Source organism: Aquimarina sp. EL_43 (genome assembly GCF_943422735.1).
In the GTDB taxonomy this organism is placed as follows: Bacteria; Bacteroidota; Bacteroidia; order Flavobacteriales; family Flavobacteriaceae; genus Aquimarina; species Aquimarina megaterium.
The window spans coordinates 2,056,557-2,080,248 of sequence record NZ_CALSBR010000001.1; the positions used below are offsets into that span (position 1 = coordinate 2,056,557).

The 23,692-nt window shown below is 32.2% G+C and carries 20 protein-coding genes and 1 tRNA gene; 14 read left to right on the forward strand and 7 right to left on the reverse strand.

What is annotated here, in order from left to right; genetic code table 11:
- The first annotated feature begins 9 nt into the window (after positions 1–9).
- From NNL09_RS09270 to NNL09_RS09280, 3 genes are all read left to right on the forward strand, one after another.
- Positions 10–678, forward strand: a complete 669-nt coding sequence (locus NNL09_RS09270; protein WP_025665864.1) for a response regulator — start codon at positions 10–12, stop codon at positions 676–678.
- Between the two features lie 237 nt (positions 679–915).
- Positions 916–1,347 (forward strand): hypothetical protein, encoded by a 432-nt coding sequence (locus NNL09_RS09275; RefSeq protein ID WP_025665863.1) that lies wholly within the window; start codon positions 916–918, stop codon positions 1,345–1,347.
- A gap of 121 nt (positions 1,348–1,468) precedes the next feature.
- The gene (locus NNL09_RS09280) at positions 1,469–1,726 is read left to right on the forward strand and encodes a hypothetical protein (protein ID WP_025665862.1); all 258 of its coding nucleotides are present in this window, start codon (positions 1,469–1,471) and stop codon (positions 1,724–1,726) included.
- 278 nt (positions 1,727–2,004) lie between these two features.
- Here the strand turns inward: NNL09_RS09280 and NNL09_RS09285 are convergent, their stop codons facing one another.
- From NNL09_RS09285 to rseP, 4 genes are all read right to left on the reverse strand, one after another.
- On the reverse strand, positions 2,005–4,482 hold the full coding sequence (locus NNL09_RS09285; RefSeq protein ID WP_196911542.1) for an FG-GAP-like repeat-containing protein: 2,478 nt from the start codon (positions 4,480–4,482) through the stop codon (positions 2,005–2,007).
- 580 nt (positions 4,483–5,062) lie between these two features.
- Positions 5,063–5,136 (reverse strand) — tRNA-Asn (locus NNL09_RS09290).
- Between the two features lie 240 nt (positions 5,137–5,376).
- Entirely contained in the window at positions 5,377–5,544 is a 168-nt protein-coding gene (locus NNL09_RS09295) for a hypothetical protein (RefSeq protein WP_160170104.1), read from the reverse strand.
- Between the two features lie 230 nt (positions 5,545–5,774).
- Complete coding sequence (gene rseP / locus NNL09_RS09300) at positions 5,775–7,091, reverse strand: RIP metalloprotease RseP (RefSeq protein WP_025665860.1); 1,317 nt, start codon at positions 7,089–7,091, stop codon at positions 5,775–5,777.
- A 157-nt stretch (positions 7,092–7,248) separates the two neighbouring features.
- On the opposite strand from rseP, the gene NNL09_RS09305 reads away from it, so the two are divergent.
- The 3 genes from NNL09_RS09305 to feoB all read left to right on the forward strand — a co-directional run bounded on the left by NNL09_RS09305 (position 7,249) and on the right by feoB (position 10,372).
- Positions 7,249–7,920 carry an SCO family protein gene (locus tag NNL09_RS09305; protein WP_025665859.1) on the forward strand — a complete coding sequence of 224 codons (672 nt, stop codon included), beginning with the start codon at positions 7,249–7,251 and terminating at the stop codon, positions 7,918–7,920.
- Between the two features lie 112 nt (positions 7,921–8,032).
- Positions 8,033–8,260, forward strand: coding sequence for a FeoA family protein (locus NNL09_RS09310; RefSeq protein ID WP_024769991.1), 228 nt, complete (start codon positions 8,033–8,035; stop codon positions 8,258–8,260).
- Positions 8,261–8,275: 15 nt separating this feature from the next.
- Complete coding sequence (gene feoB / locus NNL09_RS09315; RefSeq protein WP_196911543.1) at positions 8,276–10,372, forward strand: ferrous iron transport protein B; 2,097 nt, start codon at positions 8,276–8,278, stop codon at positions 10,370–10,372.
- Positions 10,373–10,560: 188 nt separating this feature from the next.
- Here the strand turns inward: feoB and NNL09_RS09320 are convergent, their stop codons facing one another.
- Both NNL09_RS09320 and NNL09_RS09325 read right to left on the reverse strand, forming a co-directional pair.
- Entirely contained in the window at positions 10,561–11,487 is a 927-nt protein-coding gene (locus tag NNL09_RS09320; RefSeq protein WP_196911544.1) for a DMT family transporter, read from the reverse strand.
- Between the two features lie 58 nt (positions 11,488–11,545).
- The gene (locus tag NNL09_RS09325) at positions 11,546–11,830 is read right to left on the reverse strand and encodes a glycosyltransferase (RefSeq protein WP_025665856.1); all 285 of its coding nucleotides are present in this window, start codon (positions 11,828–11,830) and stop codon (positions 11,546–11,548) included.
- A gap of 258 nt (positions 11,831–12,088) precedes the next feature.
- On the opposite strand from NNL09_RS09325, the gene NNL09_RS09330 reads away from it, so the two are divergent.
- From NNL09_RS09330 to NNL09_RS09350, 5 genes are all read left to right on the forward strand, one after another.
- Positions 12,089–13,237, forward strand: a complete 1,149-nt coding sequence (locus NNL09_RS09330) for a lycopene cyclase family protein (RefSeq protein ID WP_196911545.1) — start codon at positions 12,089–12,091, stop codon at positions 13,235–13,237.
- A gap of 181 nt (positions 13,238–13,418) precedes the next feature.
- Entirely contained in the window at positions 13,419–14,051 is a 633-nt protein-coding gene (locus NNL09_RS09335; protein WP_196911546.1) for an imm11 family protein, read from the forward strand.
- Between the two features lie 81 nt (positions 14,052–14,132).
- Positions 14,133–14,726 carry an imm11 family protein gene (locus NNL09_RS09340; RefSeq protein WP_025665853.1) on the forward strand — a complete coding sequence of 198 codons (594 nt, stop codon included), beginning with the start codon at positions 14,133–14,135 and terminating at the stop codon, positions 14,724–14,726.
- Positions 14,727–14,783: 57 nt separating this feature from the next.
- The gene (locus NNL09_RS09345; protein WP_196911547.1) at positions 14,784–19,484 is read left to right on the forward strand and encodes a hypothetical protein; all 4,701 of its coding nucleotides are present in this window, start codon (positions 14,784–14,786) and stop codon (positions 19,482–19,484) included.
- A gap of 99 nt (positions 19,485–19,583) precedes the next feature.
- Positions 19,584–20,258: a hypothetical protein gene (locus NNL09_RS09350; RefSeq protein ID WP_196911548.1), complete on the forward strand. Its 675-nt coding sequence runs from the start codon at positions 19,584–19,586 to the stop codon at positions 20,256–20,258.
- A 54-nt stretch (positions 20,259–20,312) separates the two neighbouring features.
- Here NNL09_RS09350 and NNL09_RS09355 read toward each other — a convergent pair whose 3' ends face one another.
- Entirely contained in the window at positions 20,313–21,047 is a 735-nt protein-coding gene (locus NNL09_RS09355; RefSeq protein WP_196911549.1) for a TerB family tellurite resistance protein, read from the reverse strand.
- 320 nt (positions 21,048–21,367) lie between these two features.
- Between NNL09_RS09355 and NNL09_RS09360 the strand changes: the two genes are divergently transcribed.
- The 3 genes from NNL09_RS09360 to NNL09_RS09370 all read left to right on the forward strand — a co-directional run bounded on the left by NNL09_RS09360 (position 21,368) and on the right by NNL09_RS09370 (position 23,680).
- Entirely contained in the window at positions 21,368–21,778 is a 411-nt protein-coding gene (locus NNL09_RS09360) for a BrxA/BrxB family bacilliredoxin (RefSeq protein WP_025665849.1), read from the forward strand.
- A 148-nt stretch (positions 21,779–21,926) separates the two neighbouring features.
- Positions 21,927–22,667, forward strand: a complete 741-nt coding sequence (locus NNL09_RS09365; RefSeq protein ID WP_231389252.1) for a 1-acyl-sn-glycerol-3-phosphate acyltransferase — start codon at positions 21,927–21,929, stop codon at positions 22,665–22,667.
- Positions 22,668–22,678: 11 nt separating this feature from the next.
- On the forward strand, positions 22,679–23,680 hold the full coding sequence (locus tag NNL09_RS09370) for an acyl-ACP desaturase (RefSeq protein ID WP_025665847.1): 1,002 nt from the start codon (positions 22,679–22,681) through the stop codon (positions 23,678–23,680).
- The last annotated feature ends 12 nt before the right edge of the window (positions 23,681–23,692 follow it).

Genomic DNA, 23,692 nt, shown 5'->3' on the forward strand with positions numbered 1-23,692 from the left:
TTTTATTGTATGTTTAAAAAAGTCCTTATCTCCGAAGATCAACAAAGTATTAGTGTAGGATTGCAAAACACGTTAAAAGAGTTTTGTATTAAGAAAATAGAAACTGTTAATTACTGTGATAATGCTTTGCTTAAACTAAGATCTGCCAGACAGAAAAACACTCCATTTGATCTCTTAATTACCGATCTCTCTTTTAAAGAAGATCATAAATTGAGAAAAATTAGCTCTGGAGATGAACTTATTAAACAAGTTAGAAAAATCCAGCCAGACCTTAAGATTGTCGTTTTTTCTGTAGAAAATCGTATCGGAAAAATAAGGGAACTTGTTGATAATCAAAAAATTAATGCTTATGTTTCAAAAGGTAGACAAGGCACAGAAGATATAGTTAAGGCAATCAAGACTATTCTTCAGGATAAATATTATTATTCTGATGATATTATGAAACTACTTCGAAGATCTGACAACATTTCAGAAGTAAAAAAAACAGATACTTTAATCTTGAAATTAATAGCCAAAGGCTTGACACAACAACAAATATCGGATTATTTTAGTAAACATAATTTAACTTCCGGTAGTAAAAGAAATATTGAGTTTCGTTTACAAAAACTTAAAGAACTTTTTGATGCCAAAACACTTCCTCAACTTATAGGAATTGCCAAAGATGTTGGCCTGATTTAATTGTAATTTTTAAAACTTCTTTTTTGAAATCTTAATGTGGTGAAAACACAATTTGAGTTTAAATTAAAACAACAACTTCTAATTTATAAACTCTATTAAGTATTATCCGAATTAAATGTAAGATAAAAAATGATGGGTTGCGGTTTGTCGCAAGCTATTGATTTTTAATCTCTTTACTTTTGAGTTATAGATAATAATTCATACGGAAAGCATTCATCGAATTCAAAAGTGGGCATCATGAAATACATTAAAATTCTGTTTTTAGCACTTCTATTACCATTAACAATTCAAGGTCAGGAAATCTTTGAGGTTAAGTTTACTGCTGGTTTAACTCAATATCGATGTGCTCTGGTGATTTTTGATAATGGAACAGGTAAAATGCGTGTTAGGTATTATGATAAAAGAACTACAATGATTGAGCAAGCTATGACAATAGAAAACACACAGTATGGTATAAGGTTAAAGGGGTATAATCCAGTGTATGCAGGGACAAAAATTAAACATCCAAGTTATAGTGCGGATAACTTCTATATTTCAATGAATGAGTACGGAAAATACACAATCATTAATGTAGATGATGCTGGTACACGAGCAAAATCGTATATCAAAAAAATAAAAGGGAAGTATACGATAAATAATTTTCTAAGGGATTTTAATTGGAAATTATAATCATATACTTATAAAATATGAAAAACATACAGATAAGTTTTTAAATAATTATTGGAATTATCCCCAAATCAAAATCGAATATACACAAGGTTATTTATTAATTTTTTAAATTATTTTAAAGATGAATACAGAAAATTCAGGCGGGGAGTCTTTAGTTCAAATTTTTGCGGTTGTAGGAGGTATTTTAGGATTTGGAATCGGAATTAGCGGTGAGGAATCAAGTTTTATTATGGCTATAATTCTAGCGATAATGGGGGTAGCAATAGGGAGGTTTGTTGGAAATGTAGTATGGAGAATGCTAATCTTTTTAGTTGGGTTATTAATTTTTCTTTTTAGAACGGGGCTACTTCGTGAGATTATAAGAGGATTATTTGATTGATGAAAAAGTAGATTGACTATTTCTTTAAGCATACTAACAATGGATGTATGTAGTTAAAGTATATAGCACTAATAATTTGATTCCTTTTGGAGAATTAGGAATTAATTTTAATCGATTTATTGGAAAACATAGAAGAAAAAGTAGAATAAGAAGGTATGTAATTCATGAAAGTAGTTCGTTTTAAAATAAATAAACCCTACTTAAAAACTTAAAAACCTTTCGATCAACGAAAGGTTTTTAATAAAATGTATTTTGAGGATACTTTTTCTAACAATTTATTATTGCCGTACAATTCTTTTAATAGTTCTACCTTTGTTAGTTTCAACCTCCATAAAATATACTCCAGATTTAAGAGATGAAATATCAAAAGTAGAGTTAGAGGTTTCAAATACTTTTCTTCCGTAGTAATTATATACAGAAACTTTTTTTACAGTAATCGTAAGATTTACAACTCCATCAGTTGGATTAGGATATAGTTTAAAGGTAGATATTGTATCTTCTTGTTGTGAAACAATAGTGTCTAATACAATACAAGAGGATCTGGTTGTGCAACCATTTTGTGTAATATCAACAGCATATGAGCCATTTTCAGACGCCGTAAATGATTGATTTGTTTCTCCAGATATAGGTTGATTTGTTTCACAATTAATCCACTGATATGTTGCATCTGTTTGAATGGCTGTATAGGTTAGTGAATTATTTGTTATTGTTACATCTGGTAATGCGTTTATGGTTATGTCTACCATGCTAGAGGTAGCACATGTGCCTAATGTGGTATAGGTTACGGTATGGGTTCCAGGTATAGATTTCTGGATATTAATTTCTCCAGAAATTTCATTAATACTTAATCCCGATGTTGAACTAAATGTTCCTCCTTCTACCCCGGTTATTGTCGGTATGGGATTATTTGCATCAGGACAATAGGTCAAATCATCAAAACTGAAAGCAGAATTATCTAATTGAGTAATATTTACGACTACATCATTAGAATTGGGACAGGTTCCCTTGGTTGTATATGTTACAGTATAAGACCCTGTTGTACTGGTAGCAATATCAATTGTTCCGGTATTAGGATCAATGCTTAATCCTGATGTACTAGAAAATACTCCTCCAGCTAATCCCGAAATCGAGGGGGTAGGGTTAGCATCTTCTTTGCAATAATTACTTGAACTATAGTTAAAACCTGGATCGTCCAATTCGATGATATCTACAACAACATCACTAGAATTGGGACAGGTTCCCGTAGTTGTATAGGTTATAGTGTGAGATCCTGTTGTGCTGGCGGCAATATCGATTGTTCCGGTATTAGGATCAATGCTTAATCCTATTGTACTAGAGAATACACCACCCGTCAATCCCGAAATCGAAGGTGTAGGATTAGTATCTCCTTTGCAATAATTACTTGAGCTATAGTTAAAACTTGGATCATCGATAGCATTAACTACAATAGTAATCGTTGTACAGGTTGCTGTTGTCTCATCAATGCAGGAGATGCCATCATCTTCTCCTCTGATATAATAGGTGGTACTTGGTGCAGTTGGGATGACCTCAAAGGTCGATGTATTAGTCTTTGTTGTGCCTATAAGAGTGCCTCCGCAAGAGTCAGTATATATCGACCATGTAGAGGCGATATTAAGATTACCGGTAATAGTTATGGTAGAGGTTTCTCCTTCGCAAGTAACAGGTGTTGCTGTAATAGTTGATATGGTTGGTGGTATACATACAGGAACTTGTCTAAACCAGGCAAATCTAGGAGCGTTAAAATTTGCTAAAATAGCATCTTTTAAACCATCTCCATTTACATCACCAAAATCAACAGTAGGAAAATCTCCTATATCGGCATTAGTTAATTCTCCATCCATAGTTTTTTGAGAAGTTGAGAAATGAGGATTTGTAACTGTTCCGGTATTTTCTATCCATCTCACGAAACCTGTGTCAATCATGAAATACATATCATAATCCCCATCTTTGTCAAAATCTTCAAATACAGGTATGGGTACATCCATATTGGTATACGCACTTTCATCATCCCAAGGGCTATCTGCTTCAGATTGTAATTCAAAATTAGGATTTTCTTTGGTGCCTATATTTTTATAGTATGTTAACTTATCACCTCCCAATGCCACTAAATCAAGATCTGTGTCATTATCAAGATCTACAAACCCTAAACCTGGAAATTCTGCAATATCTTGATCCAGAAGCCCAGGTAAACAATCTGGAGCATATTCAAATACGGGCACTTCTTTGGTGCCAATATTTCTATAAAATCGGATATCATCATCCGTATGACCTTCATAATTATATTGAGACCCAATAAATAGATCCAGATCTCCATCATCATCAATATCTGCCAGTTGCGGTCTATTTTGGTTTCTCGCAGAGCTACTGGCATTTATTTTTATAGTATCTAAAGTAGGTATTGATGCCAAAACCCAAAATGGAGCTGTAGCTGTACCTGTATTTTCGAAGTAATGAACAGATCCTCTTTGGCTTCCGGAAATAAAATCAAGATCATTATCATTGTCAAGATCTACCAGTATTGCCGAAGGAAGACGACCATCAGAAGTAGGTATTTCTGTAGCCCCTCCTGGGCCATATAATCCAGCAGGTTCGGGTCCAGGACGTGTAGAACCACTACCATCTGGATTAGAAAGAATTCTTCCTCCTCTAAACTCCCAACCTATATAATCCGCTTGCGCAAGAATTAATTGATTCCCCAAATGAAAAAGTAAACAAATAAGTAATAGTTTTTTCATAACTATAATTTTAAAATAGTTGATCTCTAATCTTGTAATACATATCATTATGATATATGCTTTTTGTATATATCATAGTCAATTAATAATTTTAAAAGGCAGCACATCTTTGCAAACCAATTATGGAGATAATAGGGGCAAATTTAATTTAGAGACATTTTATGTTCTCTCGGTCTGTGGTTTTAAGAAGTACTGTATTACCATTACCAAGAGGGGGGAAGTAAGTAATTTTATGTGTGTAATACAGTTGAGTGCAAAATTAGTAATTTAGTTTTTCTTTAACAAGATAATGTTTTGTTAATACTCTGTATTTATGTTTTAGCATTAACCAAAATAATAGGAATTAGTTGCTTCTAAGGGCTTCAAAAAGAGTTTTAGAAATAATAAATTAAATCCTGAGAAGATTACTTTTTAATCAAATGCCCATACCTGATACCTGATTCGTTTGACTATTAATAACCCTAGTCTAGTGCTTCCTACAATGTATAGTAGAATATTCTTGATTTTATTCTATATAAAACAAGCAAAACTTTTGTGAAATTACAAAACAAAAAAGTCCAACATTTCTGCTGGACTTTTGCTCCCCCTCTTGGGCTCGAACCAAGGACCCTTTGATTAACAGTCAAATGCTCTAACCAACTGAGCTAAGGAGGAATTTATTTTTGCAAATATAGAATGTTTTTCTCTTTTTGCGAGTGCAAATATATACTATTTTTTATATCTCAAAAAGATTTTTTTGATTTTTTAAGGTTATTTATTCGGTATTTGGCAAATTTCATTTCGTTTATTAATGCTTGTTTTATTAAAAACCTCAACTATATATTTGTAGTTGAGGTTTTTAACGTGTTTTTTGATTGATTAAGAAACTTGTTTCTTAATCCAAATAAAAATCGTTTAAAATAAAATAGGCTCTCCCCCTGGAAATGGTTTAGGAAATTGAGGAAAGAATGGAGGAATACATCCGCCTCCTGTTCCATCATCATATACATTTGTAGAATGTGGCTCAGTACCACCATTAATACGTTTCGCTTCTAAACTTGTTAATTCGATTAGGTTTTTCATTTTTTAATTGATTTAATGATACATTATTTTTTAAGCTATCTTTTGATCGATAACTGATGTAAAACTAATATGCATTGGTCTCAAATTGTGAGACGCTATCTAAAAAATGAAAGAAACTGTTTACATTAGGGGGTAAAAAATTAAGTCAATAAACCACTGGATCTGGTTTATTGACTTGATTTTTATCTCTTGTTAGAAGGGTTTGAAACCTCCATTTATCTTAAGTTTTGCTATTTATCAAAAATTGCCCGGTAAATATCATTACCGTTAGCAAATAGCAATAGAGCGATAAGAAGAATAAAGCCAGCAAGTTGTGCATACTCCATAAACTTATCATTGGGTTTTCTACCTGCAATAATTTCGTATAATAAAAACATTACATGGCCACCATCTAATGCCGGGATAGGAAGGATATTCATAAATGCCAAAATAATTGAAATAAAGGCTGTGGTTCCCCAAAAAGCTCTCCAATTCCAGGCATCGGGGAAAAGATTTCCGATCGCACCAAATCCACCTACCTGACTAGCTCCTTTTTTAGTAAATACATATTTAAACTGTGCTATATAATCATGTAAAGTCCAATATCCAAAATCAAAACCTTTGGTAATACTTTCTCCGAAAGAATATTTTTTTTCTTGAACCTTATAACCATTTTTAACTACAACACCAATTAACCCATCTTCGTTTGGAGTTATCGAAGTAGAATTGGTCTCATTGTTTCTTATATAATTTATAGCAATAGGAGTGCCTTTACTTTCTTGAATTGTTTTTCTAAACTCATGCCAATATTGTATAGGTTTTCCGTTTACTTCAGTTATTTTATCTCCTTTTTTAAGACCGGCTTTCTCAGCTATTTCTAGATATGTACTATCTATAATTGGTTTGTTTATAGGAGAAAAAGGTCGTAAAACTCCAGATTCGAACATGGTTGTTCCTATGTTTTCGGGAATTTGGATTGTTTCTTTATTTCCATTTTGATGTAAAACGCTAATGTTTTTAACATCACGCATAAACAAATAGTGATTGATTTGGGTTACATCTTCTAATGTCTTCCCATTTATTTCAAGAATTCGATCTCCATCTTCAAATCCTAACTTTTTAAAAGAATCTTCTACGGCGAAACCGTTTGGCATATCATCAAAACCAACATAATTAGTTCCCCAGGTAAATATAATAGCCATATAGATTAAGAATCCAAGAATAATATTTACGGTAACGCCACCTAGCATGATAATCAATCTTTGCCAGGCTGGTTTAGATCGAAACTCCCATGGTTGTGGTGGACCCGCCATTTGTTCTTTATCCATACTCTCATCAATCATACCAGCGATTTTAACATATCCTCCTAGAGGTAACCAACCAATACCATAAACGGTTTCACCTATTTTTTTCTTAAATAGCGAGAATTTTATGTCAAAAAACAAATAGAATTTTTCTACTCTTGTTTTAAATAATTTAGCAGGAATAAAGTGTCCTAATTCGTGTAATACGATCAGAATAGATAAACTTAATAATAACTGTATTGCTTTTATAAAAAATGGACTCATAAGTCGTTGTTCAAAATTAAATCACGCAAAAGTAACCTTTTAGAAGAGTATATGAAAAAAAACTACCATACAGTTCGGTAGATTTAGGATTTTTTTAATGAAAATGACCTTTTTATAAGTGATAATCCTTGTAATTTTGCAGGAATAATAAGTCACTATGCTTCAGTTTTTTTCTAAATATAAATTTTTTGCAATTGTACTTTTTGTATTATCTGCAATTATTATTTCCATAATATATTCAATTCTTAAACCCAATCGAGTTTTACCAGTGTATGAACCTGATATGGTGAATACAGAATTGGTAGATAGTACAGTGCAGTATATTCGCAAATATCATAAAATTCCGGATTTTAAACTAACCAATCAAAATGGAGAAGAAGTAACCCAGAAAAATTATGAGGATAAGATTTATGTGGCAGACTTTTTCTTTACTACTTGCCAAACAATTTGTCCTATTATGACAGGGCATATGAAGGAGGTACAGGAACGCTTAAGAGATGATGGCGATGTGCTTTTACTCTCGCATTCTGTAACTCCAACAATAGATAGTGTTGCGAGGTTAAAAAAATATGCTATCGAAAAAGGAGTGGATGATGTTAAATGGAATTTGGTTACCGGGGATAAAAAACAGATCTATGATTTGGCACGTAAATCCTATTTGGCAGCAAAATCTGATGGAGATGGAGGGCCATATGATATGGTACATACAGAGAACTTTATTTTAGTAGATAAAAAGAAACGTATTCGGGGATTTTATGATGGGACCAATCCAGAAGATATTGATCGGTTGATAGAAGATATTGCTATTTTAAAGAATGAAGGTAAATAACCAAGAATTTCCCAGAGATATGGTTTTTATTACCTTTATTTTGAAACTTTGGCTTTTTCAATACGATTTTTTACACTATTTTTGCTTAGTTTAAAATTAATCTAAATAAACTTTGAAGACTACAATTGCTACACTTAAGAGAGGTCAGCGTGCTTTGATTAAGGAGATTACTTCAGATATTATTCCTCTAAAATTATTAGAAATGGGATGTTTACCAGGAAATGAGGTCGAATTACTTCAGACGGCTCCTTTTAAATGTCCAATGTATCTTAATATAAATGGTAGCCATCTTGCCATCCGTAAAGAAATTGCAGCCCAAATTGAAGTTCAAATTATTTAAATAGCAATTCTTTTTATGGCTAAGCAAATTAAAGTTTCACTTATAGGAAACCCAAATACCGGAAAAACATCAGTTTTTAATTTGCTTACTGGCCTTAATCAACAGGTTGGTAATTATCCTGGTATTACTGTCGAGAAAAAAGAAGGAGTGTGTAAATTATCTCGTGGAGTTAAGGCTCACATTATGGATTTACCAGGTACTTATAGCCTTAATGCTTCTTCATTAGATGAAAATGTAGTGATCGAATTGCTACTTAATAAAAAAGGCAAAGATTATCCCGATGTAGCTGTCGTAGTAAGCGATGTAGAAAACCTTAAACGAAATTTACTTCTTTTTACACAAATTAAAGATCTGGATATTCCTACTATTTTGGTCATTAACATGGCAGATCGTATGCGTAGAAAGGGAATTTCATTAGATATTCCACTATTAGAAAAAGAGCTAAATACCAAAATAGCTTTGGTAAGTGCTCGTAAAGGAGAAGGGATCGATGAGCTTAAAAAATTAATAGAATCATATACATCATTATCAAAAACACCTTGTTTTGATGCATTGTCTTTTGCACCAGATTATTTTGGTAGATTACAAAAAGCATTTCCTGATCAATCTTTATATAAACTTTGGTTGATTATAACTCAAGATGTTAATTTCAGGAAAGTTGATAAGCAAGAAATAGTTGTTTCACCTGATTTTAAGATAAAATCTGAAAGTGAATTAAAAAGATTACAGCAAAAAGAGACCATTAAGCGGTATCAATTTATTAATAATGTGCTTAAAAAAGGTCTTACCATAGATGAAAAAGCTGCTACAGGAATGCGGGCAAAGATGGATAGGATACTTACCCATAAGTTTTGGGGATATGTTATTTTCTTAGCAATACTCTTATTGATATTTCAGGCCATTTATGATTGGTCATCTTACCCAATGGACTTAATAGATGAAGCTTTTGCCTGGTTAAGTGAAGTAACAAAAGCCTCTCTGCCATCTGGACCTTTTGTCGATTTGATTACAGAGGGTATTATTCCTGGGTTAGGAGGGATTGTTATTTTTATTCCTCAAATCGCATTTTTATTTCTCTTTATTTCCATATTAGAAGAAAGTGGTTATATGAGTCGCGTAGTTTTTCTTATGGATAGAGTGATGCGCAAGTTTGGATTAAGTGGTAAAAGTGTAGTTCCTTTAGTTTCTGGTACTGCCTGTGCTATTCCGGCAGTAATGGCTACAAGAAATATCGAAAACTGGAAAGAAAGATTAATCACGATTCTTGTCGTGCCTTTTACCACATGTGCTGCAAGATTACCGGTATATCTTATTATTATCTCATTGGTTATTCCAGATGAAAAAATAGGCTGGATATTTGGTTACCAAAGTCTTACTTTAATGTTGTTGTATTTTCTCGGCTTTGGTACTGCGGTAGGATCGGCGTGGTTACTTAACAAGATATTAAAAATCAAAAGCAAATCTTATTTTGTAATCGAAATGCCGGGATATAAAGTCCCACTATTTAAAAATGTAGCAATAAATGTAATCGAAAAAACAAAAGCTTTTGTTTTTGGAGCTGGAAAAATCATTTTGGCAATCTCTATCATCTTATGGGTTTTAGCGAGTTTTGGACCTAATGAAAATTTTAGTAATGCCGAAGAAATTATAACAGAACTTCATCCTAACCTTTTGCAAGAAGAATTAGATAACAAAATAGCATCTTATAAACTAGAATATTCCTTTATCGGATATGCAGGTAAAGCAATAGAACCTGTGGTGGCTCCTTTGGGTTATGACTGGAAAATAGGAATAGGAATTATTAGTTCTTTTGCTGCTAGAGAAGTTTTTGTAGGAACGTTAGCAACGATATACAGTGTGGGGAGCGATGAAGAAGAAACAATAAAAAATAGAATGGCAGCAGAGGTTAATCAGGTAACAGGAGGACCATTGTTTAATTTAGCTAGTGGTATCTCATTATTATTATTTTATGCCTTTGCCATGCAATGTATGAGTACTTTGGCTATAGTGAAACGAGAAACTAATAGCTGGAAATGGCCAATGATTCAGCTTGTTTTTATGAGTATCTTTGCTTACGGTGTAGCTTTAATTGTATATCAAATTTTAAAATAAAAACATTAGTTTTAGTATCTTTATACGACTATATATACTATGAGTATTCTTATCCAAAATATAATCGTGCTTTTGATTTTTGCTGGAGCAATAGGATTTTTGATTAAAAAATTCTTTTGGAAATCCTCAATATCTTCTACAAAGAAAAAATCATCTAAATCTTGTGGTAGTACAGGTTGTGGTTGTCATTAGGAATTTGATTTTTTAAACCACTTTAAAGGGCCACTACTAATAAGATATACCCCACAAAAAATCAAAATACAACATAATAATTTTGGTATTGTGATATCGCCTTTATATTGACTATTTATAACAAAATATGAAATAACACCCACAAGAATCATAGCAACTGCGGGTTGTACATAAATATAGCTACTAGAAACGGTAGGTTTTACAAATTGTAAAGCAAACATATTAAGCAAGTATGCCAAAAAAGTTGGACCCACTACAACATAAAATAAAGAAACCCAATTTGAAGTAACAAAAGTGCTAAAATCGGTATGAATCAGTTTTTCTATACAAAACGGAAACATAAATATAAATCCAAATAAAAACGTCCAAACAATTACAGTAATAGGTTTATATTTAGACATTAGTGGTTTTACAATTACCAAATAGAATGCAAACGCCAAAGCATTAATACATACAAAAATATTTCCTAGCAAGGAGCCAGTTCCTAGACCAGAATTTCCTAAATAAATTAATAAAACGGCACCAGTACCTCCTATTGATATCCCAAGAATACGCTGTAATGTTAAAGGCTCTTTAAGCAAGAAATAACTAATAATTACTGTAAAAATAGGCATTGCGGTAATAATAATTGCAGCGTCAACGGGAGAAGTAAGACTTAATCCATTCATAGAGAAGAACTGATTGGTAGCGACTCCCAAAAAGCCACATAATGCTAAGCGAGGAATATCTTTTCTTTCTACTTGTTCTTTAATAAAGAGTTTAAGGATTAAGAATAATGAGCCCGCACCACTGATTCGAAGAAATACCAATGCAGAAGCTTCAATTTTATCAGGCATCAATCCTTTTGCGACAAGATAATTTGCTCCATATATAATATTAACGCTCAATAGAGCCAAATGAGCTTTTATCTTGTTAGAAATCATTTGGCAAAGAAAAGGAAAGTTAATCAAACTCTATTTTAAAAAGTTTAAAAAACTGTTATCAAAGGAGTATTTCTATACATTTAATGTCTTCTCTACTGTTTAAGTATTTGGCACCAGTTCGCACTGCAGCAGCTTTACCAGAATTCTTTTTAACATCAATAACACTGGTTTGAAGAGGGTTATTGGATTGAATATCTTTTAATATATCTATAGTATTATCATCACTTCCATCATTTATAAAGCATAAATGTATATTGCTCTTTTTTTGTATGAAATTAAGAAAAGCAGTTACATCTAATCTCTTTTCTTCATTGTGGCAGGGAATAATAATTCCAGTTTTCATAATAGGTGTTTTTTAGGTTTATATCCTAAAAGTAATCATGATTTATATTGTAGAAGACACTATGCCGATGAGAAGGAAATTACTATAGATCAATGGTTTTTATCTATCGATATGTAGTTATTCTATGAGAATCACAAATAAAATGGTCATTTCATGATTAAAGATGATTGATAAGAAAGATGTATAAGAAATAAACCTAAATACTTAATGATATAGTCATATTGCTGAATTTTCATTTTATATTTGACTATCAAATATATGCAAAAGTACGATTACATAATTTCTGGTTTAGGAGCTTCGGGTTTGATGCTGGCTTATCATATGGTTTTAGACCCTTTTTTTGATGAAAAGCAAATTTTGCTAATTGATAAGGAACTAAAGAATCAGAATGATCGCACCTGGTGTTTTTGGGAAAAAGGTATAGGTGTTTGGGATGAAATCGTAAGTAAAAAATGGGATACTATCTATTTTGGAAGCACTCATTTTTCAAAACAAATAAATATCTTGCCTTATCAGTATAAGCTTGTGAGAAGTAAAGATTTTTATGATTTCATTTTTAGAATTTTAAAAGAAAAATCTAACATCACCATCTCGAAGGAGGAAATCATTTCTTTAACTGATGAAGGAAACATAGTTAGAGTTGAAACCAACACTCGAATACATCTTGCGGATAAAGTTTTTAATAGTGTCGTGTTATCCAAAGAGTACAAAAATCAAAGTCGATACCCTGTTTTGAATCAACATTTTGTAGGATGGTTTGTAAAAACACAAAGCCCTCTATTTGATATTAAAATAACTACTTTTATGGATTTTACAGTAGCTCAGAAAAACAATACCCGATTCATGTATGTGCTACCTATTTCTGAAACCGAAGCATTGTTTGAATACACCTTATTTTCTGAAGATCTTTTGGAAGAGAAAGAATATGAAAATGAAATTGCGAGATACGTAAGAGAGAAAGGAATCGATGAGTATGAGGTTATCGAAAAAGAAAAAGGATGTATCCCAATGACTTGCTATGAATTTAGAAAGCATAATTCTAAAAATATATTGCATATTGGTACAGCTGGAGGCTGGACAAAACCCAGTACAGGATATACATTTAATATATCTCTTAAAAAAATAAATACCCTTACCTCTTACCTTAAAAGTAATACAGATCTTTCAAAATTTAGCAAAAGAACGAAGTTCTGGTACTACGATTTACTATTTCTGGATGTTTTGTATACAGAAAACAGAATAGGTTCGAATTTGTTTTCCAGATTATTTCAAAAAAATAAGAGCACAAAGATTCTAAAATTTTTAGACGAAGAAACTACACTATTAGAAGACATTAAAATTACTACAAGCCTTCCTGCTGGAAATTTTTTAAAAGCGCTGTACAGGCGATTTTTTAAACTAAATTAATATCATTTGTTTTTTTTAAAACGAGTACATAGATAAAATTATAATTTCGGTTTATAAACCCCTGAAAACAGTGAAGTATATTTTTACTGTAAAAACTATTTTTGGAAGGTTAATTATAAGTGTTGATATGGTAAATGAATTACCATAATTTATATGATACTTTATGCAAATAAATATGAGTATGTATTATTGTTTATGTAACCCGGGAGCGATGACCACTTATGTCGAATCCATAAATCGAACGCAGGATAGTTTGACTAGAGGTCGTAAAATTGATGAAGATTATGAAGATTTGCCGTATGTGTATACATATGATGAACCAGATCATCACCCTCTCCTTAATATTATGGGAAATGATACTATAGAAAAAAATGGCCTGAGCGGTTTAATTAGAAAAACTGGAGAGGACCATCTTTGGGAATTTTTTGAAACGCAGTGTATCATGAGCAAGAAAATGTATACTGTTCTTCAGGATTGTGGTGTAGATAATATTCAGGTATTACCATTTCAATTTATCAATAAAAACACAAATGAAGTACGAGAAGACTATATTGTTTTTAATATTCTAGGATTAGTTTCTTGTACAAGAAAAAGTGAATCAGATACATTACCATTAGGAGAAGATTTTTATGAATTTGCGGGCTCATTAATTGATCCCAAAAAGACAAATGGAGCCTTGATTTTTCGCAAAGAGATCTCGCGAGGAGTAGGAGGAGGGATTTTTATTCATGAAAAAGTAGCTAATGTATTAAAAGAGCATAACATAAAAGGGGTTAATCTAATCCCAACAAGAAAATGGCAAAGAGAATCTTAAACAAAAAGAATTATCTATCTAAAATCTAAGAGGGTTTATGTGCTAGATAATAATCAATGATATTTCCAGTAAAGATAAAGCATGGCATATTATAGAATTATTTCGCCTGATGAAGGTAAGAATATTATGATGAAACGTGATTCACATCGAGAAATATATCATACCAGTGGTGTTTCTATTGATGAAAAGAAAATAGAACTCCCTTTTAAAATTAAAATGTTTGCAGGAGAAGAATCGGGTTATGATCAATATGATCCTGATTTTGAAGGAGAATATATACAACCTTCTATAGAAGAAAGGCTAGTAGATTATTATAGTGAATCTTCCTTAATGACCCCAGCATTAGTTAATGCGTTGAGAGATGCAGGAGTTGATAATTTACAAATCTTTCCTGTAGAAATAGAAGATGCATTTACAGGAGAAGTGCTAAACTTTAAATATGCTCTTGTAAATATAATAGGACTTGTTTCTTGCGTCGATCTAGAATCATCAGAACATTTACCTTTTGGTAATGGATATTACTTTCATAAAATAAAAATTGATGAAGAAAAAGTAAAAGGATTGTCTATGTTCAGACTTGCCGAATCACATCTTGAAATCATAGTTAATGAGAAAGTGGCTAAAGTAATTAATAGTGGAAAATTTACCGGTATTACAGCAGAACCCTGTAATTAGATAACTATTTGTAATCGGTAAAATAATACGCAATCATTAAAAAATAATTCAGCAATCATGACAACACTCAATATAACAAAACATATAGCTACAGAGCTCAAAACAATAATTGATAACGCTATTGAACAAGAGCAGATTAATGCTAAGGAAATTAGAATGATCATTATTCATCCTAACTCATCTTTTGATGCGTTAGAAATTTATCATTCAAAAGAGTGGGAAACCTTTTTCTCATTAACGACCAATGATAGTCCTATTGGGTCAATTGATATCAGCATGTGGTTGGATTTGGCAGATGAGGGACTTGGTAAGAATCTAGACAAATATAGCGCACCGGCAAGTAAGTATATCCAAAAATACAGTGATGTAAAACAGAAACTTACGTTTGATCACATTTCAGATCCTGCGTATAAAAGTTATTTGATTTGCTTACGACAAGCACTATTCTCTCAAACAATTAAAGCTGCCAGGACTGTAGCTACTCAATACTTTGCAGATAAGTTTAAACATGTAGTAGGAATTGTACTCAACAATATGATGCATGATTATGAAGAGTATAATTATGTTGCTGCTTTTACACATGCAAACGGCGCAGGGCCTTTTCATAATGTCAAGTTAAGCCTTCCAGATATAAAGTTAACCTATCCATATTTAAAATTCAATGAAAATGGATGTACACTTTTTTATCCCAAGGGGAATAAACTAGATGATAGTTTGAAAAAAGAGAGCAATGTGTACACCATTGACATGAAGCATGTTAAATACATTTATTCGACACCTAAGGATAATCCAGATGAAATTGTCTTTCGAATGGATGATGAGTTTGAAGATTGGGAATTGAGTGCAGGGCATACCAAGGAAGATCGGGGAGATTTATCATACGAGTTATTGTTTAGTGAATTTAAAAAAATTATTGAGCGATTTCCCGAGAAAATATTAGATAAGGATTTTGTTCCTAATCCACTCGAAAAAAAATCTGAAGTTAAAAACTGGATTAAAGTATTTATTGAAAATAATCAGAAGCTGTCTTCTAAGCAAAAACGACACTTATTTACTTATGGCACAGAGGCTGTAGAAGTTTTACTAAAACAGCTCCCTCCCGATCATAACGAGTACAGCAAACTCAAATTAGGATTAGCATCAACCTATTTCGAAAAAGGGGATTTCAAGAAAGTGATTACGATTTTGTCAGAGATCAAAAACCTCTCAAAATACGATATGCACTATATTCTCGAATCTTGCTATTTCCTTAATGATAAAAAAGAATTTGATCTTTACTATAATACTATCGAAGATGATTCGGGTCGAAAAGAAGTAGAATTGTCCAGTTGGTTGTATGATATTAAAACACATGTAGGAAATCCAGATAAATTGGAGGTTATCGAAAAAGATTGTTTGAATCTGTTCGAAGAAAGGAAAAATAGAACCTCTAAATACAATCCGGCATTTGCTTTAACAAAACTGTATTTACAAAAAGGAAATAAAGATAAAGCGATTCATTTTTTCAGAGAAATCGATCTGGACTATGGTAATTTATTAACGCTTGTAAATTTTGAATTCAAAGGCAGTACCAGTATCAAAAATGAAATAACTCGCTGGTATAAAAAGAAGGAGGAAAAAAAGCAATTTATAGCTGAATTGAAAGCCAAAGAATTTCGCAGTCCGGATAGTAAAATTCGTACCGCTCAACTAAATGAATTTGATGAACACTACATTAAAACAAATGAAATAAGCATTGATGAAATCTACTGGATTGAGCCTTTATCCGAATCTGTTTTTATCGTGTATGCCGATCAGGAAATCTTTATCGCAGAGTTAACCAAAGCCTATGAGTGGAATAAATTAGATTCGTACACCTTTGGTGCGACTGCAGAGATTAAGGATGTATTTGTAGAAAACAATACACTTTATGTTCCTATCGAAGAAGAAGGTATTTTATGTTTTGATATTAGTGATCATAAATTTGAATTGACCCAAACTATTAAAAACCAAAATAGTAATCCTGGCTATTCTTGCGCGGCTGTTGATCAAGGTATGCTTTATGCCGTAAATCAGCAACATCTCGAAATTTATGACCTGAAACAAACACCAGCTAAGTTACTGTTGTCAGAATATTATGTTGGCAGTCAGGGTGGCGCAACGGCAAAGGATGGTTTGTTGTTTTTAGACTGGGGTTCACTTCTGATATTAGATGTTAGTGAACCGAGCCAACCAAAAATCGCTTCCGAAATAGTGAGTTTTAAGACAGGCGAAAACCATCACTTCAAGATAATTGATCAACATTTGGTAGGTGGAGATGTTATCGATATCAAAGACCCAAAAAACCCGGTTTTTGTTCATGTAAATCAAGATGATTCTTCTAGTAAAGATGCGATCGCTCCAGTTTACGATTTTACAGGCAAGATTCCGGATAATGTAATTGTTGGGGATGGAAATGTTCTACTAAAACAGCTAGTGAATGTTGATGGTAAATTAGTTTCAGCAAAATGGATGGATTGCTTATCAGAAACAAAAGAATATTCAGAAATGGTTTATTCTAATATATGCAATGTATTTATAGACAATACATTAATGTCATTTAGCCAAGATGAGATCTATATATTTGAAAAACAAAAGAAAATAGTAGAGAAAAAAGAAACCTATTCTATTCAAGACGAATTGGCAGAAATGATGCTTAATACTGTAGCGCATTACTGTGAGAAAAAAGCAGAAATGAATATTGGAAAATTAATTGTAGGCTGGAATCCACATTTCTATGCTGTCCAATTTGAAATTCATCCTTGTAGCAGTTTTGCAGTAAACGAAAATCCTTATGGGGTTGATACGGTTACAACTACCTCATTTTCTGTGTCCGGTTTTTTGTCTGAGACTCAAAACATTACCTATGATCCAAAAGTACATGATATCACTTACGATCTGCAAGCCATCATCAATTCTATCGTAGAAAAAGAGAATTTTAAAAAGAAAGCCGCCAAAACAGTGATGATTTCTATTGACAATTCGACTTCGTTTTTATCATTCCCTAATAATCCCTGGAAACCGGTTAGATCAATTATCAAAGACAAGCAAAAGAAAAAGGAATCAAAGAAAAATCAAGAGACAGACACAAATGTTGCCGAGATTCTTTCGGTTTATAATATTGACTTATTTAGGAAGCTAGCGGGGAAAATTGCTGAACCAGCCATTCTGGAACAGTTTATTGAAATTTTTAATGATGATATTACACAAGGGAAAGATGTAGAAAAAAGAAAGCAAATTAAAGATTATGCTCTTTGGATATTTAGTGCAAAGGCAGACAAAGGTTTAGTGAAAAAAGTTCTTTTGAATGGTGTTAAATACGGCAAGCCGATTCCTGAAGATTTAGAAGGTTCTGTTATTATAAATGATCCCGAATATTTAAGCATTTTTGCTGATAATGATTATGAGATTTTTGAAGATTTTGAGAATGATAAAGAAGTAAGATCTGTACTTGAAACTGCCTTGTTAAATGATATCGAAGATAAATTAGCAACAAAAATTGCGATTCGATTAAAAAAATATGATCATCCAAGCATACATGCATATATTGATTATTTGTTAACAACCGAATTAAATTTTAATCATTACATGTATCTTGGAGGAACCAACAGTAATGGTATAAATTTATCTGCATTGCCTCCTTCTTGCTTTCTGCCTTTCAAAGAAAAGCTTATTAAAGCCTATACCACTTATAATGAAAGTGATGAGGTAGAATATCAATTAAGAGAAAGTATTATTAGTATTGTCACCATATTAGCAAAACTAGGACAGGATGAGTTTTCTGAAAAAATTTGTAATGAAGCAGAACGCTATAAGTACACTTATGAACAAAACGGAGATTTCAAAAAAGAGGATAAAAAGGACTCTCACTTGTTGAGAGAGGAGTTTTTAGCCACACTTCTTCGTAGGTTGACTGTACAGAAAATATTGAAAAATCTGGATGATGAAAAAGGAACCGTATGGCCAGAAAATGAAAAACCAGAATTATATAAAAATTCTTGGTATCATTTTTTTGCAATACTATTCCAGGAAGATAAAAACCTGTTTGTTGATAAATTGACCTCACGTTTACGTGAGACGGTTATACAACCCGAAAAATCGTATGATGCCGATCGAAAAATGGCTATTTATCTCATCCATTATTCTATGTTTCAACTTATGGAAGATCATCCCGAAATCGCTTCTGCTATTTTACCGTTGATTGATGTAATTGAAAAACATGCAGATCTTTTTGATGATAAGGATATTTCCTTTTTGAAGAGAAATGGTAAACAAGCAATATTACAAGAAGCTTGGAATGCACTTCAGAATAAGGATTTTGAAGCTGCAAAAACCAAAGGAGATCTTGTATTGTCTATTGATCCCAATTATGGTCAGGCACATTATTTCAAAGCTCGATTATTGTGGTTAACAGAAGGAATCGATATCTATTTAGAACAGCGCATAGATTTTGAAGAAAAAGCAGTACATGATAAAGTAGCAATTGCAAGTTTATACAATTTAAGTGGCTGTGCACTCGATGAAAAAAATAAACTTGAAGAATCTCTGGCATATTTTAAAAAAGCAGCACTTGCTAATCCTTCTGATGCCATGTACTATGCAAATATTGGCGAAGTGTATTATAAAATGAAGCAGCCAGAAGAAGCATTAAACTATGTACAAAAAGCTAAAGAAAAAGGTAATTCGGCAACAATATTAGATGAAATAATAAAAAATAAAGGAGTTATACCAGCGAACTAATAAGATCCGAAGAAAAACATACTATAGGCGATACGTTTATGTAACAGATTCAAAAAAGTATCCCGATCTAGTAACTATTAACAATAAAAATAACAATAAATGTCAAAACCTTTAAGTGAAGTGTTTAACAACTCTACATTATTTTCAGAAGAAGAAAAGATCTACTATTTGAAGCAGAGGTCATTAATTCAGGAACTTTATGAGAGTGTTGATATAGAAGAAATTAAAATTGAATTTGAGTCTTATATTTTCGATAATCTAAATAATATTATGCAATTATTTTGCAATGAGGAAAGTACTCACAATACATTTAGCACCTTTTTAGATACGCTTAATCTTAATTCAGAATTCAAAGAAGTAACTATTAATGTGTTTGATTTTAGAATAAGCGAACCTCATGGAATGATTACATTATTTGCTCATCAAAATGAAAATGGAGAACCCTCGAATTATGATCCAGCTAAAGAGGTAATGACAATAGATGAGTTTGAGGAAATATTTAATTTTACAGGAGAGGGAGGCATGCGTTTTGAAGATGAAGGCATAATTGAAAACTATGACTATGATTCAAAATATCATCAATTACTCGAAACAACGTACTATTTCATATCTCGTCTTACAGAAGATTTTATGAAAAGAGCTGTACAGAAATATTTTACGAAAGAAAATTTAGCAGAACTAAATATTAATTATCCTGTTTCATTCTATTACAATGAAGATTATGACGGAAATGAGGCTACAGGAGGTACTTTATTATTAGCATTAGAAGCTTAAATTAGATTTGCTTTACAACTTAGATAGAAATAAAACAACATGCTTAAAAATTAACTAGACAATCCCTCGCTCTTTTTTAATCTGATCATATGCTTTTTGTACCTCTCTAAATTTGGTTTCGGCACCTTTGATATGAATCTCATCCATATGCTGTACTTTATCGGGATGATATTTTTTTGCCATAGTTCTAAATGCTTTTTTTACTTCGGCATCGGTAGCAGTTTTATCAATTTCCAGAATTTTATAAGCATGATCCCCAGTTTTGAAAAACATAGCTTTAATACTCTCGAAATCTTTAAAATTTATTCGTAAAAACCCCGCTATTTTCTGAATCTCTTCAGCTTCAGAGATACTTACTCTTCCATCAGCATTTGCAATTCCAAATAAAAAGTGTAGAATCTGTAATCTAGATGGGTATCGGGTATGTTGATTGATATACAAACAAACACGTTGTGCAGAAACATGTCTGTTTTTGATAATTTCATTAAATGTTCTAAAAGTAGCATTAGCTCGCTCTTTGCCGTAAGCACTTACAAAATAACGTCTTACATAATCAAGTTCTGTTTGGTTTACTCTTCCGTCTGCTTTAATAACAATAGAAGACAACGAGAGTAAATTAAGCTCAAAATCGGCTGGAGTTACTTTTGGTTCTTGAGAAAATACTGTTTTAAATCCACCACTGGTTTTGATTTTTGTCGCATCGAGTAGACTACCTAATATAAAACCTAGAACTGCTCCTGGTAATCTGAAAAATATATAGCCTAATATAGCAGCAAACCATTTAATCATTCAAAACATTTTTTTGGGTTGTAAAGATAAACTAATTATTAAAAGATAATTTTTTAGTTCTCTATTATATTAGTAAGTGATATTCTTTATTTGTTACGAAATAGATTATGATATTAAATCTTATTGATTAATTCTCTATATGGGTTAAAAGGAGCTTCAGGTTTTTAAATAATATATAAACAGATAAAATTATAACATCAACAATTGGGTTTTATTCATAAATCATAATCGAATTTTCAGACTACTTGTCAGTTGTTCTTATGTGGTACATAATTTGTAACTTTGCATAAAATTGAAACACGAAAATAAAAGATAAAAATATGTATCCAGCAGATTTAGTAAAACCAATGAGAGAAGATCTTACAAGTATTGGTTTTGAAGAATTACATACAGAAGAGGCAGTAGAAACGGCAATAGCTAAAGAAGGAACTACTTTGGTAGTTGTAAATTCGGTGTGCGGTTGTGCTGCTGCAAATGCTCGTCCGGGAGCAAGAGCGTCATTAGAGAATGATAAAAAGCCAGATAATTTGGTTACCGTTTTTGCAGGAGTAGATAGAGAAGCGACTGATAAAGCACGTAGTTACATGATCCCGTTTCCTCCATCATCACCTTCTATGGCATTGTTTAGAAATGGAGAATTAGTTCATATGCTAGAGCGTCATCATATCGAAGGACGCCCTGCAGAAATGATAGCAGAAAACCTTAAAGATGCTTATAACGAACATTGCTAAAAAAGTAAAGCGTATACGTTAAAAATAAATTTAAACCGTTTGCCATTGCAGGCGGTTTTTATTTTGACAAATCTATTGATTTGCTCACATAATATAAGACCTTTTAATACCTTTACACAAATTAAATTTTATTAATTATACAGATAAAATGGGGGCAATAAAAAAGATATTAAGTTATCCGCTTTCTATAGTTTTCTATTTGTTTTTTGGTTTGACCCTGGTGATTTTTCATGGGCTACAATGGCTAGGCATAAAATTAGGGGGATCCAAAGGACATAGAGGAGTTGTAAATATTATGAATCTATGTTTATTACGATGTTTACACATTTTGGGAGTAACATTTAGTTTTAAAAACCAATATGCGTTACCTCAGAATCAACCTTTAATTGTGGTGTCGAATCACCAAAGCATGTTTGATATACCTTTGATATCTTGGTATTTACGAAAACATAAGCCAAAATTTATTTCTAAGATTGAGCTAGGTAAGGGCATACCAAGTATATCTTTTAATTTACGTCATGGAGGTAATGTTTTAATTGATAGGAAAAACCCAAAACAATCAATTCCGGCATTATCAAAATTTGGAAAATTTGTGGCAAAAAATAATTTTTCGGCGGTTATTTTCCCCGAAGGAACACGTAGTAGAGATGGAAAACCTAAATCGTTTGCTCCAACAGGGCTAAAAATCTTATTTAAGAATGCTCCAGAAGCTTTGATAGTGCCAGTAACTATAAATAATAGCTGGAAGCTGGTTAGATTTGGTAATTTCCCTATGGGAATAGGAATCCATATGACATTAGAAGTACAAGAACCAATAACAATTAACAAAGAACCCGAAATATTATTAGATAAAATAGAAGAAAGGGTTACTTTAGCAATCAGAACGTAACATCAACCATAATGGCTTTAGATAATATTAGATTAGAGGTAATGCAGCTACTAGAAAAGAAAGTAGATGGTTTTATAGATAAATTCTTGATTCCAGTAGATAAGATATGGCAACCAACTGATTTTTTACCAGATTCACAAAATGAAGATACTTTTTTTGAAGAAGTAAAAGAATTAAGAGAATTGGCTAAAGAACTCCCTTATGATTTCTGGGTAGTATTGGTTGGAGATACTATTACCGAAGAAGCTTTACCTACTTACGAATCCTGGTTAATGGATGTAGAGGGAATCAATCAACATGAAAATGGGAAAGATAATGGTTGGGCCAAGTGGGTACGTTATTGGACAGGTGAAGAAAATAGACATGGAGATGTATTGAATAAATATCTCTATTTGTCGGGTCGAGTGAATATGATTGAAGTAGAAAGAACTACGCAACACTTAATTAACGATGGTTTTGATATAGGTACAGATAGAGATCCTTATAAAAACTTTGTATATACTAGTTTTCAAGAATTGGCAACCTATATTTCTCATAACAGAGTTGCAAAATTAGCTAGACAATACTCTAATAAATCATTGTCTAAGATGTGTAAAATTATTGCAGGAGATGAGATGCGTCATCATAATGCATATAGTGAGTTTGTAAGAAGCATTTTTGAGGTAGATCCAAGTCAGATGATGATTGCATTTAGTGATATGATGAAGAAAAAGATTGTTATGCCTGCACATTTACTTAGAGAATCTGGGCAATCTATAGGAACTGCTTTCGAAGATTTTTCGTGGTCTGCACAACGTATCGGAGTATATACCTCACAAGATTATATCGATATCATGCAACGTCTTATCGATCGATGGGAAATTGACAAAATAATTGATCTTACCGATGAAGCAGAAAGAGCACGTGACTTTTTAATGAAATTGCCTGCCAGAATGCAGCGTATTAGTGAGCGATTGGTTATCCCAGAAGAAATTTTTGAATTTAAGTGGGTACAACCAGCAATGGCAAAATAAATAGTATTGGGT

Excerpts from the sequence above, each read along its gene's own strand:
- NNL09_RS09320 (WP_196911544.1), bottom strand. The coding sequence starts at position 11,487 with ATGATTTCTAACAAGATAAAAGCTCATTTGGCTCTATTGAGCGTTAAT.
- NNL09_RS09270 (WP_025665864.1), top strand. The coding sequence starts at position 10 with ATGTTTAAAAAAGTCCTTATCTCCGAAGATCAACAAAGTATTAGTGTA.
- NNL09_RS09330 (WP_196911545.1), top strand. The coding sequence starts at position 12,089 with ATGCAAAAGTACGATTACATAATTTCTGGTTTAGGAGCTTCGGGTTTG.
- NNL09_RS09325 (WP_025665856.1), bottom strand. The coding sequence starts at position 11,830 with ATGAAAACTGGAATTATTATTCCCTGCCACAATGAAGAAAAGAGATTA.
- feoB (WP_196911543.1), top strand. The coding sequence starts at position 8,276 with ATGGCTAAGCAAATTAAAGTTTCACTTATAGGAAACCCAAATACCGGA.
- NNL09_RS09350 (WP_196911548.1), top strand. The coding sequence starts at position 19,584 with ATGTCAAAACCTTTAAGTGAAGTGTTTAACAACTCTACATTATTTTCA.
- NNL09_RS09275 (WP_025665863.1), top strand. The coding sequence starts at position 916 with ATGAAATACATTAAAATTCTGTTTTTAGCACTTCTATTACCATTAACA.
- rseP (WP_025665860.1), bottom strand. The coding sequence starts at position 7,091 with ATGAGTCCATTTTTTATAAAAGCAATACAGTTATTATTAAGTTTATCT.
- NNL09_RS09285 (WP_196911542.1), bottom strand. The coding sequence starts at position 4,482 with ATGAAAAAACTATTACTTATTTGTTTACTTTTTCATTTGGGGAATCAA.
- NNL09_RS09355 (WP_196911549.1), bottom strand. The coding sequence starts at position 21,047 with ATGATTAAATGGTTTGCTGCTATATTAGGCTATATATTTTTCAGATTA.
- NNL09_RS09360 (WP_025665849.1), top strand. The coding sequence starts at position 21,368 with ATGTATCCAGCAGATTTAGTAAAACCAATGAGAGAAGATCTTACAAGT.
- NNL09_RS09305 (WP_025665859.1), top strand. The coding sequence starts at position 7,249 with ATGCTTCAGTTTTTTTCTAAATATAAATTTTTTGCAATTGTACTTTTT.
- NNL09_RS09280 (WP_025665862.1), top strand. The coding sequence starts at position 1,469 with ATGAATACAGAAAATTCAGGCGGGGAGTCTTTAGTTCAAATTTTTGCG.
- NNL09_RS09345 (WP_196911547.1), top strand. The coding sequence starts at position 14,784 with ATGACAACACTCAATATAACAAAACATATAGCTACAGAGCTCAAAACA.
- NNL09_RS09340 (WP_025665853.1), top strand. The coding sequence starts at position 14,133 with ATGGCATATTATAGAATTATTTCGCCTGATGAAGGTAAGAATATTATG.
- NNL09_RS09370 (WP_025665847.1), top strand. The coding sequence starts at position 22,679 with ATGGCTTTAGATAATATTAGATTAGAGGTAATGCAGCTACTAGAAAAG.
- NNL09_RS09365 (WP_231389252.1), top strand. The coding sequence starts at position 21,927 with ATGGGGGCAATAAAAAAGATATTAAGTTATCCGCTTTCTATAGTTTTC.
- NNL09_RS09335 (WP_196911546.1), top strand. The coding sequence starts at position 13,419 with ATGTATTATTGTTTATGTAACCCGGGAGCGATGACCACTTATGTCGAA.
- NNL09_RS09295 (WP_160170104.1), bottom strand. The coding sequence starts at position 5,544 with ATGAAAAACCTAATCGAATTAACAAGTTTAGAAGCGAAACGTATTAAT.